At 70.4% G+C, this 15467-nt stretch carries 10 protein-coding genes; 1 reads left to right on the forward strand and 9 read right to left on the reverse strand.

The genetic code is table 11. From position 1 onward, the window contains the following. Window positions 1–42: 42 nt before the first annotated feature. Entirely contained in the window at window positions 43–1152 is a 1110-nt protein-coding gene (locus ACFV0G_RS01990) for a hypothetical protein (RefSeq protein ID WP_380540033.1), read from the reverse strand. A 43-nt stretch (window positions 1153–1195) separates the two neighbouring features. After that, window positions 1196–1537 carry a hypothetical protein gene (locus ACFV0G_RS01995; RefSeq protein ID WP_380540036.1) on the reverse strand — a complete coding sequence of 114 codons (342 nt, stop codon included), beginning with the start codon at window positions 1535–1537 and terminating at the stop codon, window positions 1196–1198. A gap of 342 nt (window positions 1538–1879) precedes the next feature. Here ACFV0G_RS01995 and ACFV0G_RS02000 point away from each other — a divergent pair, with 342 nt between their 5' ends. After that, window positions 1880–2047 (forward strand): hypothetical protein, encoded by a 168-nt coding sequence (locus tag ACFV0G_RS02000; protein WP_380540039.1) that lies wholly within the window; start codon window positions 1880–1882, stop codon window positions 2045–2047. A 490-nt stretch (window positions 2048–2537) separates the two neighbouring features. On the opposite strand, the gene ACFV0G_RS02005 is transcribed toward ACFV0G_RS02000, so the two are convergent. From ACFV0G_RS02005 to ACFV0G_RS02035, 7 genes are all read right to left on the reverse strand, one after another. Continuing rightward, complete coding sequence (locus ACFV0G_RS02005; RefSeq protein ID WP_380540042.1) at window positions 2538–5561, reverse strand: AAA family ATPase; 3024 nt, start codon at window positions 5559–5561, stop codon at window positions 2538–2540. Next, window positions 5561–6733 carry an exonuclease SbcCD subunit D gene (locus tag ACFV0G_RS02010; protein WP_380540045.1) on the reverse strand — a complete coding sequence of 391 codons (1173 nt, stop codon included), beginning with the start codon at window positions 6731–6733 and terminating at the stop codon, window positions 5561–5563. Before ACFV0G_RS02010 ends, ACFV0G_RS02005 begins: the two co-directional genes overlap by 1 nt. A gap of 398 nt (window positions 6734–7131) precedes the next feature. Then, the gene (locus ACFV0G_RS02015) at window positions 7132–8961 is read right to left on the reverse strand and encodes an ATP-dependent endonuclease (protein WP_380540048.1); all 1830 of its coding nucleotides are present in this window, start codon (window positions 8959–8961) and stop codon (window positions 7132–7134) included. A gap of 531 nt (window positions 8962–9492) precedes the next feature. After that, a complete protein-coding gene (locus ACFV0G_RS02020; RefSeq protein ID WP_380540051.1) occupies window positions 9493–11835 on the reverse strand; it encodes a Helicase associated domain protein in 2343 nt (780 codons plus the stop codon). A gap of 112 nt (window positions 11836–11947) precedes the next feature. Next, the gene (locus ACFV0G_RS02025) at window positions 11948–12649 is read right to left on the reverse strand and encodes a helix-turn-helix domain containing protein (protein WP_380540054.1); all 702 of its coding nucleotides are present in this window, start codon (window positions 12647–12649) and stop codon (window positions 11948–11950) included. Further along, window positions 12646–14844, reverse strand: coding sequence for a hypothetical protein (locus ACFV0G_RS02030; protein WP_380540057.1), 2199 nt, complete (start codon window positions 14842–14844; stop codon window positions 12646–12648). Before ACFV0G_RS02030 ends, ACFV0G_RS02025 begins: the two co-directional genes overlap by 4 nt. Before the next feature lie 7 nt (window positions 14845–14851). Then, the gene (locus ACFV0G_RS02035; protein WP_380540059.1) at window positions 14852–15187 is read right to left on the reverse strand and encodes a helix-turn-helix domain-containing protein; all 336 of its coding nucleotides are present in this window, start codon (window positions 15185–15187) and stop codon (window positions 14852–14854) included. Between the last annotated feature and the right edge of the window lie 280 nt (window positions 15188–15467).

A 15467-nucleotide genomic window follows, 5' to 3' on the forward strand; every position in this document is an offset into this window, starting at 1 on the left:
TCACGGCGCCCGCCACCCTCGGCCGCCCCTGCTGGTCTGCGGTCACGACGTCCGCCCCATCAGCTCACCCACGTCAAGGAGGAGCGGTGACAGCCGGAGGGTTGTGGCGTTCTCCACCCGGCCGTCAAGGTTGGTGGCTGTAGCGCTCCAGCGAGCGGTCAGGGTGCCGGCAAACCCCTGGTTTGCGATGACGGCCAGCGGGTCGAGCAGCACGTGTCCGTGCGCCCGGACGTCGACGGCGGGAAAGCGAACAACTGTCGACTCGGCGGTCGACTCGATCTCAGGCCGACGCGCGACCGGGGCAGGCCGGAACCCGTACGGCGGTATCGTGACCGTGATGGGCGGGACGGGCATGCCGATGTCGAACTTCGTGAGGCTTCCGTAGGCCGGGGGCGGGTCGGGCCACTCGATGGGCGCACGATGTCTGCCCGGAAGGACGGCAGTCAGCTCCGCCGGCAGGTCAACGATGACCTCGAGCTGGGCCAGGAATCTGTCGGTGGGGTTACGGATCTCGAAGCGCACGGCCTCTGCACGGGCGACAGCGGCCGCAGTGATGGCACCCGGCACGGCGCGGCGCAGCTGGGCCACGTAGGCGTCGGCGTCGGCGCGGAACTGGTCCGGTGACCGACGGTCTGGGCTGGCCGGTGCGGCGAAGGCGGTCATGAACGACTTGCTGGCCTTCTCCATGGCAGTGGCGAGGCGTTCTAGCGCTTCTCGTTCGTCGGCGGTGAGCTTCTCGCCATCGGTCTGCCGCTGTCGGACCTGTTCGAGGTCGGCCGTGGTGAAGCGCCGCCGCTCCCCCTGCGGCCTGGCCTCGACAATGATCGGGGCTGCGGTGCTCGGGGCAGTGTCCGCGGTGCGGTGGGCCGTCGGCAGCTGTGCCATCAACGCGTCTCGGCGCCGGGCCAGGAGCTGCTCCAAGTCCCCGACGAGCCGGACCGCAGGCACCGTGTCCTGGACGGCGGCGAGGGAGACGTCGACCGTCGGCGCGCCGCGGCGCAGCCGTTCGCCCAGGTCGTCGATCTCCCAGGCTCCGGCTGGCCCGGTCCTGCCCGCATAGCGGTGGAAGATCGTGCCCTGGCGGTACTTGTCGTAGTCCTTGCGCAGCGGGTGGATCGGGTCCCCCAGGCTGGCGGTGCGACGTCGATGCACAGCACGTGGCGGGTGCCCTCGCCCGCGTCCAGGGGGACGTAGGTCATCTGGTACCGGTGAAGCCGTCCAGGTAGCGGGCTAGCCAGGGGTCAACCTTCTCGATGTCCGCCTGGGCAACTCCGTTGAGGTCCTGCGGTCCGACACCGACCAGCAGGTAGGCGTGCCCCTGCGCCCACTGGGCGGCGATGTCGGGCATCCGGTTCGCGAAGCCTAGGATCGCCTTGGCCGCGGTGAACGCGCCGTGTGCCGTGGAAAGGTCCAGCGCGGACTTCCACTCCAGCCACCGCCGCTCGTCCGCGGCCCTCGCCCCCAGCACCGCCCGAATAAGGCGCCGCTGGCCCCTCAGGCCCACCACAGCACGACTCGAATCGAAGTCCAGCACCATGAACGTCTCCTTGCGCGGTTGCGTCCCGCATCGAGTGTGCCGGACGGCTGCGACAAGTCACCGTCCCCACCGGTTCGCCGACACCCGGCGCGCCCAGTCCCGGGATGGCCTTCTCCGCCCTCGGGCGGAGACGGGCCCGGCAGACAGCGCGGCGAAGCCCGTCCCGACCTTCTTGCCGTCCCTTGGCCTTCGACGCCTGCAGCGGAGAAGGGGCCTCAGGGACGAAAAACGGGCTGCTACGTGCATACCGGCGGAGCGCAATCGGCGTGTGAACGACAACCGTCTTCCCTCGCGGCCCCGGAGCCTCCCGCCCCAGGCCCGTCCAGTAGAGCACGCCCAGGTGTGGCGATCGCCGCCGCCGTCGGCTACGCGGCCGTGCTCGCGGCCGATGCCCGCGATACGGTGACCGCCCCGCGGAACGCGCGCAACGACGACCACGCGGCCGCCGGTCCCCCCGTGCCCGCCGGGGCGGCGGTAGGCGTGGACATCACGGGGATGCCGCTGGACTGAGCGGGCCCCGCTGCGGCCCCACCGAGCGAGAAGGCGGTCAACGGCGGTGACCCACGCTCACCGCACCTGCCGGACGGCATCACGGTCAGCCGGTGGCTGTGCCGCCGAACACGCCCGATCCTGCCGGCGCGGTGTGCGCGGGGCGGGTCGGAGGATGCAGGACGGCACACTTGGCCCCAGGAGCAGGGCACCGGACACCGTTCACGCGCCGCCCGTGCGAGGGAAATCAGGCTCGTCAACCGGGATCGACGGCTCAGCAAGATGGGCCGCTCGCCCGGCCGCACATACTCCGTCTCTGCACCCCATCCCGGCCCGCCGTCCGCGGCCCCACTGGCGGCAGCTGGGCGCGGCCCAGCTATCGACCGAACGAGCGGCCCAGAACCAAACGGACTGGTCGAGAAAGCGGCCCGGCGGGTCGGGCCCACATCCTTTCAGGGGGATGGGGGAGCCTTCCTTGGCCCGCGGGGGAGACAGGGCCGATCCGTGGACGTCAGTAGGCCGGGGCGGTAGCCATGGCTTTCACGGTCGAGCCGTCCTGGCTCTTACGGACCTGCATCTGGGTGGGGATGCGCCGTCGCAGGTCCGCGACATGGCTGACGACCCCGACGGTGCGGCTGTAGGAGCGCAGTTCGTCGAGGACCTGGAGGACCTCCTCCAGGGTCTCGTCGTCGAGGCTGCCGAAGCCCTCGTCGATGAACAGGGTGTCGAGCCGACTGCCGCCGGCTTCCTGGGCTACCACGTCGGCGAGGCCGAGGGCCAGCGCCAGGGAGGCGAAGAAGGACTCGCCTCCGGAGAGGGTGGCGGTGTCGCGGGTCTGGCCGGTCCACTGGTCGAGGATCTCCAGGCCGAGGCCGGAGCGGCCTCGGCCGCTCGTGCGCGCATCGGTGTGGGACAGCACGTAGCGGCCGGAGGACATGCGTCCCAGGCGGGTGTTGGCCGCCTTCGCCACCTCTTCCAGCCTGGCCGCCAGTACGTAGGCCTCCAGGTGCATGCGGTACTGGTTGTCGCCCGAAGTCCCTGCAGCAAGGTCTGCCATGTGTTTGGCTACGTGGTGCTCTTCCAGGAGGGGCGTAAGTCGCCCCACGTTCTGCGCGAGGTCGCCGATGTGGCCGAGCAGTGTCTGGCAGCGGGCGCGGCTGGTGCTCTCGGCGATGGCCGCTGCTTCCGACCGATCGGCAGCAGCGGCAAGATCCGCCTCGGCGGCCTGCTCGTCTGCCGGTTCCGCGGCTGCGGCCTCGGCGAGATCCGGGTCCTGGAGTGTCGCCGTGTGCGTGGCCTGGGCCGTCCGCCAGGTGTCCAGTTCACCTTCCTTCGCTGCCAGTTCGGTACCGGGGATCATGGCGTTGCGGGCTTCCTCGGGGGTGGCGAACCCTGCGGCGGCGATCTCGATTGCGGCGGCCCGGCCTGTGCGGTCCAGATTCCCCGCGGTCACCGCCACCTGCTGGATCGCCGTCCGTGCCTGGGCGATCGCTTCCACCACGGCGGTGAGTTCTGCACTGCGAGCGGCGATTGTCGGGCATCCGGCCAGAGCGTCGGCAAGGCGCAGGGTGAGGATCTCCTGTTCGGTGCTCTGGGTCTCCTGGCGGCCGAGGTAGTCGCCGATGCGTCGGCCCAAACTGGCGAGTTCGGATGTCCGGGTTGCACGCGTCTCGTCGAAGGCGCGCAACGCCTCGTTCGCGGGCACGGCGTCTGCGGCGGCGGCCAGGAGGTCCTTCTGGGTCTGCCGGGCGGCGCGGTGATGCTGCTGCAGGTCGGCGGTCGTCTGTCCGCCAGCGAGTTCCTGGGCCGCGGTGGCCTCGGCCATGAGGCGGACGAGGTCTTGTTCGGCTTGTTTGCAGGCCTGGTCGGCCTGCTGATAGGCCTCCTCTGCGCGGGCCTCGTCCTCTCTGCTCGGGTGGTCGGCGGCGGCGGTCGCCGGCCGGGGATGGACGGGCGAGCCGCAGACCAGGCACGGCTCCTGAGGGCGCAGTCGGCCGGCGAGTTCACCGGCCATTCCATCGATGCGCCGGTCACGGATCTCTCTTGCGTGTGCCGCGCTGTGGATGACGGCTTCCTTGAGCTTGTCGACGTCGGCCTGGACTTTGACGAAGTCGGTGGCCAGTTCGTCTCGTCGGCGGGCTGCGGCGAGTTGCCGCTCAAGGGGCGGCAAGGCGGCAGCGAGTTCGTCGGCCTGGATCTGAGCCAGTTGGGCCCTGTCGATCCGCGCGGTGTGCTCGTCGCGTCGGTTGTCTGCCTGGCCCAGCCAGTCGGCGACCTCGTCGTGGTCGGCCTGGGCTTGACCCAGCTCGGCCTCGAGCTCGACTAGGGAGGCGGCCAGGTCGTCGGAGCGCTGCTCATCGTGGCGCAGGGCGTCGAGGCGGCCAAGGTCGTTCTTCAGCCGGTTGTCGGCGGCGGTGAGGTTCTCGTCGGTGTCGTTGCGCTGTGTGTCGGGCAGTCTCGTCCTTGCCTGGGCCTCGGCGTGCCGGGCCTGCTGGTGGTCACGGTCTGCGTCGGCGAGGGCCTGGATGATAGGCCGGGCCCGCTCGGCACGGCGACCGCGTTCCAGGGTAGCCTGCAGGTTCTCGAAGGCCGGGGCCTGTGCCTGCAGGGCCGCGAGGGCTTCGGCGGCGGTGCGGTGGCGCCGCTGGCGCTCCGCCAGGATGCGGACCTGTGTGGCTCGGTTTTCCCGGGTGCTGTGGTGTGCTCGGGCGTCCTGCAGTGCAGTGGTGGCCACTTGGTGGGCGCCGGTGGCGCTGTTATGCACAGCCTGCGCCCAGGCGAGTGCCGTGGGGTGGGTAGTGTCGATGCTGTCCTGGGTGGGGGCCGGCTCCTCGGTCGAGTCGATGATTAGGGCGCCGGCGGTGTCCTGGATGCGGTCAATGTCTCGCAGGACGGCCCTGCGGGCGTCGTCGCAGCGCTGCCCGGTCTCCTTGGCATGGTCCGCGAGCCAGCAGGCGATACGACGGAAGCGGTGGGTTCCGAAGAGGCGTCCCAGAACGGTGGCGCGGTCTTCGGCCTTGGCCCGCAGGAATTTCGCGAAGTCGCCCTGCGGCAGCAGGACGACCTGGCAGAACTGCCCGCGGTTCATCCCCAGCAGGGCTTCGATCTCGCGGGCGATCTCCTGCTGGGCGGCGGTGACGGGCTTCCAGACGGCCTGGCCGAGGCTGTCGTGGCCGTGCCGTTCCTCCAAGCTGGCCTTGGCCTGCGTCAGCGTGGTGCCGTTTTTGTCGCGCCGGGCGCGTTCCTGCTGGGGGGTGCGCACGATCCTCAGGCGGCGTTCCGCCATGCTGAACTCGAGCTCGACCTGGGTGAGTGTGGCGGAGTCGGCGTGGTGGCTGCGTAGCGCCGTCTGGTGGCGCTCCCCCGGCACATTGCCGTAGAGGGCGTAGCAGACGGCATCGAAGATGGTGGACTTGCCCGCGCCGGTGGCGCCGTGCAGGAGGAACAGCCCTCCTTGGGAGAGCGTGTCGAAGTCGATGCTCTGCCGGGTCCGGAAGGGGCCGAATGCTTGCAGGACGAGGGTATGCAGGCGCATCAGTGGGCTTCCTTCACGGTTTCGTTCAGGCGGGTGGCCTCGACTGCCCGGCGCAGGAGGTCGTGTTCGGCGGGGGTAGGGGCGTGACCGCTTCGGACGTGGTCGACGAATCCTGCGGTGATCTCCAGTTCGGTGCGGTGGCGGGTTCGTTCGGTGTATGTGGTGCTGCTTGGGGGGTCGCCGTCCTGGGGTGCGAAGGTGAGCTGGACGGTGCCGGGGAAGCGGGTGCGCAGGCGGTCCATGGCGTTGATGGGGCGCTGTGGGTCGGTGAGGGTGACGTGCAACCAGGCGTCGTGCAGGTGTGCATGCCGGTGGTCCTTGAGGAGGTCGTCGAGGTGCCCGGTGAGAAAGTCCAGAGTCCGGGGGCGAGGGCAGGGGACAGCTTCGGTGGTGAGGTTGGCGTCGGCGTCGAGGTCGACGAGCCAGGTGGTCTTGTCGTAACCGGCTTCGGAGAAGGAGTAGGCGAGGGGGGAACCGCTATAGCGGATGCGATCGGTGACTTTCTGCGGGCGGTGGAGGTGGCCAAGGGCGACATAGTCGATTCCCTCGAAGACGGCGGCAGGGACGGTCGGTATGCCGCCGGCGGTGATGTCCCGTTCGCTGTCGCTGGTGTGGCTGGTGTGGCCACCGGTGACGAAGGCGTGGGCGAGGACAACGGAGCGGGTGCCTGCGGGGCGGGTGGCGAGGTCGGCGCGGACGCGGTCCATCACGGCGCCGAGGACGGCTTCGTGGGTGGGCTTGTCGGCTGCCATCTCCTCACGGGTCAGGAAAGGTTCAAGGTAGGGCAGGCCGTAGAACGCGACGGGTCCGTGCCCGTCGTGCAGCACTGCGGGTATGTGGCAGGTCGCGGGGTCGGTGCGCAGGTGGATGCCAGCTCGTTCGATCAGGCGGGACGTGACGCCGAGACGCTGGGGCGAGTCGTGGTTGCCGCTGATCATGACGACGGGGACCTGAAGGTCGGCCAGGCTGTTGAGCGCGTGGTCGAAGAGGGCGACGGCGTCCAGGGACGGGATGGCCCGGTCGTAGATGTCACCGGCGACGAGGACCGCACTCACCTCCCGCTCCCGGACGACGGCCAGCAGGTGGTCGAGGAAGGCGCGCTGGGCGTCAATGAGGGACTCTCGGTAGAACGTGCGCCCAAGGTGCCAATCCGAGGTGTGGAGCAATCGCATGGTCGCTGACCGTAACCGTTCGGGTGTGGTGGGCGGGCCGACTTCGGTGTTTTGGTCCGCAATGGTGATCTATGGGAACCGCTGGAACCCGGGAGTGCCGTACCGCTGCCAGCAAGGGGGTGAGCGGCGGGCGCGAGGGCAGGAGATTGTCAGTGCGGCGGGAAAGAATAGGGCCAGAGAGGAGGAGAGATGACTTCCGAGCAAAACTCTTTGCACAGCGGTTTCCCTGCTCCGAACGGGTGCCGGTGGTGCGGCATCGACGAGCGGGTCCATGCGAGGCAGTGGGTGGAGGAGGCGGGCTGGCATGCCTGGGCATCGCCGACCAGCGAACAGCGCAAGGCCCGGATGAAGGCACGACGCATCGCACAGCTCCAGCAGGACGCATTGTCCGGAAATGATCACCTCACCCGTGCGCGCAAATCCTCGAAGACCTCCCTCAGCTGCGACGGCACCTCGGATGCGGAGCCCAAGGATGTGGCCAGCTCGTAGACCATTTCGGGCTTACCGTCCGGGCTCTTGCTTCCCTGGTCCTTAATCATGTCCAGAATGTCCTTGCTGAATTTGCGGCCACCGCGGTGGGCCTTGAAGTGCGCGGCCTCCCAGGGCTGCTCACCCTCGGGTCGAGGCCACTTGCGGTTGGCCACCCGGGCCCACTGCTCGTCCTCGAAGAGCTCCTCGAGCTCGTTGAGGTTCTCGGCCTCACCGACGAACGACACCTGTGTCGCGGGATCGAGGCCAAAGTGGCGCAGCCGGTCGTCCTTGAAGAACTTGGCGACGTTGCGACTGTCGGCATCGACCAGCAGCATGACGGTGCGGCGCTGGGCGGCGAGGTAGCGGGCGAGGTGGAGGGCGCCTTCATTGTTGTTGCAGGCCCACAGGGCGATGCCGGCCGCCTGCAGTGACAGCCCCTGCGAGAGGCGGAACAGCACCGGAATCGCCTGTTGTTCGGTGGCTCCCTCGACGGCGAGGAAGCAGCGCTCGTGGAGCAGGACGGAGTTGCGCAGGCCGAGCGCGGAGGCGATCTGCCCGAGATGCAGGTCGATGCCCTCGTGCGTGTCGTCGGCGAGGCGCTCGATGACGGTGCGGCCCGCTTCCAGACGCAGGTGGACGACGTCGGCGATGTCCACACCGTCGATGAGGTTCATCGAATGGGTGGCCACGATGACCTTGACGGCGTCCGTCGTGCACTGGCGGCGGATGAGGTCCATCACGGTCCGCTGATGGGTGTAGTCCAGATGGGTGTCGGGCTCGTCGTAGACGACGATCGTCTGGACGGGCGGCATGTCGTTGTCGTCCGGTTGGGGGTCCTCCAGGAGCTTGCTGGTCCACTCCCAGACGGCAAGGGCGATCCGGCGGTTGCTGCCGCGGCCGGACCTGGACAGATCGACCCGCTCGCCGTGGGCTCGCGAGATGTGCAGGTGCGCGTGCTTGAATCCGTGAGAGAAGGAGACCTCCGGTTCGACGGAGACTTCCACGAGGTCAGGACAGTGTGCCTTGATGTGCGCGCACAGGTCGGCGGCGTCGCCCTTGACCAGGTCGGTGACCTCGGACTCGATCGTCCGCAGGCGGCCCTGCAGGCCGTCGTCCTCCAGGTGAGCCTGGTAGCTGCCGGCAAGTGCCGTGTGGACGGCCCGGTCCGGGCTCTCGTCTTTCCCGCTGAACGACAGGAGCCTCGGCAGCCGTCGCACCAACTGCTTGGGGAGAACGGTCCATTCGGCGACCTGCGGAGACCGCGCCGCGTGTGCGGCCAGCGCCGCCTGCAAATCTGCCTTGAGTCCCCTGCCCTCAGTCTGCAGCCCGAGGGCTTCGACCAGTTCCTTGAGAGCGGGGACGAGCAGCGAGCCGAAATCGCGCAGCCTGGGGTCGCGCGGGAGCTGGGCCCAGTACTCGAGCAGGGGCAGGCTGTCGCCCTCCACTCGGCGTCGGATCCTCAGCTCGGCCGCAAAGCCCATCTCCTGTTCGGAGGCGTCCAGGGCGAAACGGCCCTCGACCCATGTCGAGGCGCAGCGGGCCGGAGCGGCAGAAACGGCGTCTACTGCTGGCGGGTTGTCGTAGGTCCGGTCCTGTTCGACCAGGCGGTACCCGCCGAGGAGGAAGTCAAGAGCGGCGAGCACCGCGCTCTTCCCGCCGTCGTTGTGGCCGGCCAGGATCGTCGGCGCGCTGACGGGGATGTTCTCAACCAGCGTTAGCGAGCGGAACCCACTGACAGAGAAGTCCTTCAGGTGCACAGTTGCAGCCGCTCCGCTCTCCCCTGCCACCGTGCAGCATCGCAGGCAGCAACCATCCGACGGCATAAGCTTTCTGACGCCACACCCGCCGCAGGTGACCATCGTAGGCTCATCAGAACGGCACCTGTACCGCAACAGCGGAAGACCAGCAGGTTACCGTTTGGTAGGTTCCGGTCGAAGTCCTCACCGTCGGTCCCCTCGACAGCTGGCGGCCAGTCGCGAACGGCCTGCCCTGGTGATGCGTGCTCGCTGCGGTAGGGCCGATCAGCATGCCCGCTCGGCGGCGGTCAGCCGGGCACTTGCCGCCTCGGATCTCTCCAGCCGGCTCTCGCCGTAGTCGGATATCCGGCCGTCGGGGCCCGCAAGCCGACGCCGATGACCTTACCCTGCGCCCGGTCCAGGATGGCGAACTCGGCCCCGGCGATGACTGCCGCTACTGCCTCGGGGGTATGGCCGGAGACCACCGGGAAGTCGGTCAGCAAGTTGCAGCCAGCGCCGCGCGTCTCGAGAGCTCTTCACGAAGTGGGCGGGTCAGCCGGCGACGGCCTCGGCGTGCCGGTGGAGCGCGTCCAGGAGTGCGACCTGCTGCGCGGTCAGCTTCCCGTCGGTGCGGGCCTTGTCCTGCTTGCGCAGCCACGTGCCGGGGCGGAAAGTCGGATCGTCCGCGCTGCCGGTGCGGTTGGCGGGACCGGTCAGGGTACCGCCAGCCGCGAGGTAGGCGAGCAGGCGGCGGTAGGAGCGGTTCCAGTCCGGCTCCAGGCGCCACAGCTCGTCCAGGCCGTCGAGCTTGGCCGCCTGGTCGGGGGTGAGGCCCATGGCCTTGCGCTGGCGGCGCATCCAGGCACCGACGGCGTAGTCGTCGAGCTTCGTGGTGGCGGGGATCGCGAGGTGGCCGTGCTGATGCTGGAACGCCCGCGCGTACGCATAGCCGCGTTCCCAGGCGTTGGCGTTCTTGGACCAGATCATGCCGAGCGCGTCCAGCTCCGAGACGCGAGCGGGGTCGAGCAGGGCCTGGCCGTTCAGGTGGCGCTGGCGGGCGAGCCAGGAGATCAGCTCGGTGTGCTTCGCCTTGTCGGTGGGGTCGAGGTGGCCGTGCTGGAGGTGGAAGACCTCCGCGAGCGCGTGCATCCGCTGCCACTCGGCCGCGCGCGGGTTGAACGCCCGCAGCTTCACTGTCTGGAGGATGGCGTCCGCGTGATGCCGGGCGTTGACCTTCAGCCACTCGATCGGCGACCCCACCGCCGCCGACTGCGGCTCGCCCTCCCCGGCTTCGGAAGCCTTGGCCGCGGTGGTGTGCGCGGTGCCCTGGGAGCGGTGGGAGCGCAGCTCGGTGATCCGGCCGACCACCCGGGCGTCGTGCGCGGCAAGGGCTCGCAGGACCCGCCAGATCGTACGGAAGGAGGAAGCTTCGATCTCGGCGTCGACCCCAGCCGTCTCAGCCTCGCCGACGTCGTGGACCTCGGCCGAGTCTGCGGCCGCCGTGTCGTCGCCGGCCTCGAGTGTGGGGAGATAGACGGGGATGATGACCCAGGATACCTTGCCCTGCCGGTAGGACTGGCGTAGCGCGCGGCCGACGGCCTGGACGATGTCGATGACGCTCGACTTCGGGTCCGCGAAGCAGATCGCGTCGACCGCTCGGACGTCGATGCCCTCGGACAGGAGGCGGGCGTTGGCGAGGATGCCGCACTCCTCGCCGTCGTCGCCGGTGTGGGCCTTGAACTCGGTGAACGCGGCCCGGCGGTCACGCAGGCGGTCGGTGCCGGCCACGGCCTTCGCCCAGATCCGCTCCGGGCGCTCCGGGTCGGGTAGCAGTTGGGAGGCATCCGGCAGGCTGCCGACGAACTCCCGCGCCGCGGACACCCGGGAGTGGAATGTGATGACGCGGCGCAGGCCGAGGTCGGCGACGGCGCGCAGCACGGCGATCTGGAGGGCCAGGCGCAGGAGTTCCTCGTTGGAGCGCTGGGAGCGGAGGTCGGCGACGGCGGGGAGGCGGAGCAGCTCGCGGAGGTCCTCGTCGGTGACGACGGGGACCAGGACACGGTAGTCGGCGAGGTAGCCGTGCTCGATGCCCTGTCCGAGGGTCCAGGTGAACACGGTCTTGCCGTAGATCCGGATATCCGTCATGGAGCAGAGCACGGGCGGCTTCTCCCCGCCCTCGCCGTCGGCGGCGAGGGCGGCCAGGCCATCCTTCGCCCGCTGGTCGTCCGCAATCCTGGGGGTCGCGGTGAAGTACAGCCGGCGCTTCGCCGAGACCTGGGCGTCGTCGTGGACCGCGGCCCATGCCTTGCCCTCGGCGCCGGCGGTGCGGTGGGCCTCGTCGATGACGACGAGGTCCCAGGCCGGGAGGCCGTACAGCTGGTGGGCCTGGACGATGCGTTCCAGCGAGGCGTAGGTGGCGTACACGGTGACGGGCTCACCCGGCTTCGCGGAGGTGGCCAGGTCGGTGATCCGCGCGGCCTGCGTGGTCACGGCCGCATGGACACGGCCGCCGGCCTCCGCGCTCTCCAGCGCCTCCTCCCGCGAACACGCCGCGACAGCCAGCCCGCGGCGCCCGCCCCGCAGTGACCAGGCTTCGGCGGTCTGCTCCAGCAGCTCGATCGTCGGCACCAGCACCAGCACCCGGCCACGCGCGGCCAGGCGCCGGGCGCAGCCGGCGGCGATCAGGGTCTTGCCGGAGCCGGTCGCCGCGACGACGGTGGCGCGGCCCCGGTCCTTCACCTCGCGTACTGCGGCCGCGACGGCGTCCTTCTGGAACCAGTGCAGCGGCAACGGATTCACGACGACGCCGGACGGCTGCGCCGGGAGCGGCAATACGGCCCGGGCACGTAGTCCGGCCGACACATCCTGCTCGGCGGTGGCGCTGGTGGTCTCCACGGCGGTGCTTCTCCTTCGGATCCTGAGACGACGGGGCCTGTGCCGGGGGGGTGTGGTCGTGCGGTCGGCCTCTCCCCTGGGCCGGGCAATGGTTGGGGAGAGGCCGCCCGGCCTACTGCTCGGGGATCCAGCCGCGGACCTCCAGGTAGGCGATGTCGGCGTCCTCAACGGCGCGGCCGGTCTCCACCAGCCACTCCTTCATGGCCTCGGTCACGTCGCCGTGGTGGTCCGCGACCCGCCGGGACCACTCCGCCGCATCAAACCCACCGGTCGAGGCGGAGCCGTAGGTGCGCTCCTCGGTGCCGTCCGCACGCGGGATGAACCCGCGCCGCACACCGCCGGAGTCCTTCTCCGACCCGGCCGAGTACACGTACTGGTCGGCCTTCATCCGGACCGTGAACGCCAGCCGCCCGCCCGCATGGCCGGTCGCATGCACGACCGGCGCGAGATGGGAGGCCCCGGAGCGGATGGCCTGCTTCCCGGCCCGACCGGCCATCGACCCGCCCGCCTCGCCAACCGTGTCCTTGCCCCGCACCCGCGCCTTCTGCCCCGTCTTCGTACGTCGACGGGTGGTGTTCGCCTCCGCGATCCCGGACAGCGCCTGCTCGTCGCGCTCGCCGCCGCGCACCGCACGGACCAGCTGGCGCAGCGCGTTGACCATGCTGGCGCCCTTGCCCTTGGTGAAGAACTGCGAGACCAGGGAGGCGTCGCGGCCGAGCATCCTGGCGACCTGCCGCCTGGTGTAGCCCTGGTCGATCAGGTCCTGGGTCAGGCGGGCGGCCTCGTTCGGGTTCTGCGGATCGGCCGGACTCACTGGTCAGTCCCCTTCGCGGCGAGTTCGGCGCGGCCCAGGCCGCGCAGCTTCAGGTACTCCTCCTGGCTGACCGGGTGCGGCACGGGCCCGGTCAGGTGGCCCTTGAGGAGGTAGTCGCCGGGCTCGCCGCGGTAGGGCCACATCTGGCGCTCGGTCAGGGCGATGCCGTCCGTGCCGAAGTACACGACCGTGCCGGGCTTCGCGTGGAGAGCGCCGGCGTAGCCGATGACCTCCTTGCCCTGCCGGTACTTCATGTCCAGCAGCGCCGCCCGCGCCCCCGACCACACGTACGCGGCCCACTCCGGGTGCGCGTTGGGGTCGCGGGAGAACCCGGCCTGCCGCTGCCACGTCACCAGCTCGCCGTCCTGGCCGAGGATCTCCACCCCGGCCGGGAGCGCCTCCCCGACCGGCGTGGTGCCGGAGACCAGGCGCGGGCGCTGCGCGAAGCCGCCCAGTCCGAACAGCAGCACCGACCGAACGGCACGGGAGGCGAGGTACGCGGCGGTGCGCTGCCGCTCGTCGGCGTGCAGCTTGGAGAGGTTCGTCAGATTCGTCCAGGCGGCCTTGAGTCGCTTGCCCCACTCGTCGAGCGGCTTGCCGTCCTCGAAGAGCAGGCCGCCGAGAACCTCGACCTTCCACGGCATCAGGTGGTTGGACAGCGCGAGGTGGACCTCCGCGCCGCCCGCCCACGTGGTGAAGGTGGCGCCCGGCTCGGACGGGTAGACCCAGGCCCGGTCCCCGGTCACGGGGGCCGGGAGGAGACCGACGTGGTTCCAGCCGGCCGGAACGGTGACGCGGACGTTCCAGTGCGAGCAGCTCATCAGGGCCTTGGTCTGCTCGGCCTCCGTCATCGCGGCGAAGCCCCCCGCGGTGATGCGGCGGGGCGTGCCGATCGGCGACTTCCACAGGTGCTTCGCGTAGGCGAAGGTACGGTCGTACTCCACCAGCGCCGGCAGCTGCTCCGGCACCCGCGGCGGCAGGATCAGCTCCGTGCGGCCCTGACCACCGGTCGCGTGCAACAGGCCCCGCAGCTCCTCCGACAGCACCGGATAGCCCCCGGCCCACTTGCCGGTCGTCGGGATGGTCCGCGACCACAGGTCACGGCCCGTCTGCGACGGCGAGCCCATCAACACGGCATCGTCCCAGTGGCGGCGCAGCGCCTGCCACAGCAGCCGGAAGGCGTCCCGGCAGGTCACGACGTCGGCGCCGTCCGGGTCGAACCACTCCCCCATCGAGCGGATCTCCGTGACCGGCCCGTCCGACGCGGCCGCGGGGGCGTAGCGGCCGACCGGCTGACGCTGGTGGACGAAGTGCCCGGCCAGCCTGTCCCGGCCCGAGCCGACCGCGGTGGTCCATCGCTCCGACGGCGTGTTGAGCCACGCCGCGACGGCGTCCTTGAGGGTGGAGTAGCGCTCGGCGCCGTCGTGCCACGGCGCGCCGGCGGTGATATAGACCCGCTCCGTGCCCGGCGCGCTCGCCAGGACCGCGTCCAGGATCTCGCCCGGCGTGCGGGCGCCGAGGTCGACCCGGACGACCTGGTCGCGCACCGCGAGCATCCCGGCCGCTACGTCCAGGAATACCGTGGAGCGCGCCTGCTGGGTGTAGGGCGGGCGCTTGGAGACCAGACCGGTCGTCGCCGCCTCGAACCGCGCTCCCGCCGGGCCCTCCGGAATAGTGGGCAACTCACGCGGACCGACACCAGCGGCCGGACGCTCCACCGCAGCGACCGGGACGATCGGAGCGGTGGCGACCGGCGCAGCAACGGCAGGCGCCGCCGGGGCGGGCTGCTCGACGGCGGCGGCCTGGTGCTCGACCTCGCGCGGCGCCTCGGTTACCGGGGCGGCCGGGGCTGGCTGCTCGAGTACGGCGGCCGGGCGGGTCAGCGCCGGAGCAACGGCGACAGCGGGCTCGGCGGCGGCCTTGTCGTCGGTCTTGGCGGCGCGGACGGAGGCGGGGGTCGGGTCCAGCAGCGGCGCGATCCGCACCACGTCCGCGAGCGTCAGCCCGGAGGCCTTCGCGATGGCTGGCGCCTGGGCGCCCTCGTACCCCGCAAGCCCCGCCACCCGGCGCGCACGCTGCCCGGTGAGCTTGTCCAGCTCCTTCTGCGCGGCCGCGACCGTCTTCGCCGCGGCCGTGATCTCGGTGCGCAGCTCACGCAGACCGGCGAGCTCGGCGGTGTAGGTCTTACGGTCCATCAGCGACTCACGCCCCTTCCGCGGCGGTCGCGCTGGCGTCAGTGTCGTGGGGCCGGGCCTGGCGGGCCAGGGTGAGCCAGCCGTCCGGGCCCTGCGTGCCGTGGATGTCGGCCAGGCCCGCGAGCAAGAACGCGTACGCGCTGCGCTTCGGCGCCCTGGGCTGCGCGGTCCCGGACTCCCACTTCGCGAATGTCTCCCGCCGCGTCTGCAGCGCCTCCGCCACCTCGACCTGCGTCAGGCCGGCCGCCTTACGCAACCGCTCCCGCTCCACCGGCTCCGGCAGATCACCGCCGCCCCTCGCCTTGGCCAGCAACGCATCAACCGCCGAAAAAATCTCAGACATCGCATACCTCCACGTAAGAATGGTATCGCAGATCACCTCCTAATAGGCACCATTTTTAATCTCGCAAACATCTCACTAGTGACCACACGTGACACCCGATGCTTCAGGTCAGGCTCGACTTCGCACTGGTGGAGTTGCTGCACTGGTGGAGTTTCTGATCGCTGACGAGGCTCTGGCCGTGATCGCAGTCTGAGGGCAGGTCACGTGACGATGCCCTCGGGCCGGCGCTGGCCGCCCCACGGCATCGATGTCAGTGGCGGGAACACGGGGATACCCGTGC

Origin of the sequence: Kitasatospora sp. NPDC059571, assembly GCF_042735675.1 — a bacterium.
Taxonomy (GTDB): domain Bacteria; phylum Actinomycetota; class Actinomycetes; order Streptomycetales; family Streptomycetaceae; genus Kitasatospora.

Bases quoted from the DNA above. Each gene is read 5' to 3' on its own strand.
- ACFV0G_RS01995 (WP_380540036.1), bottom strand. From the start codon at position 1,537: ATGGTGCTGGACTTCGATTCGAGTCGTGCTGTGGTGGGCCTGAGGGGC.
- ACFV0G_RS02005 (WP_380540042.1), bottom strand. From the start codon at position 5,561: ATGCGCCTGCATACCCTCGTCCTGCAAGCATTCGGCCCCTTCCGGACC.
- ACFV0G_RS02010 (WP_380540045.1), bottom strand. From the start codon at position 6,733: ATGCGATTGCTCCACACCTCGGATTGGCACCTTGGGCGCACGTTCTAC.
- ACFV0G_RS02030 (WP_380540057.1), bottom strand. From the start codon at position 14,844: ATGGACCGTAAGACCTACACCGCCGAGCTCGCCGGTCTGCGTGAGCTG.
- ACFV0G_RS02035 (WP_380540059.1), bottom strand. From the start codon at position 15,187: ATGTCTGAGATTTTTTCGGCGGTTGATGCGTTGCTGGCCAAGGCGAGG.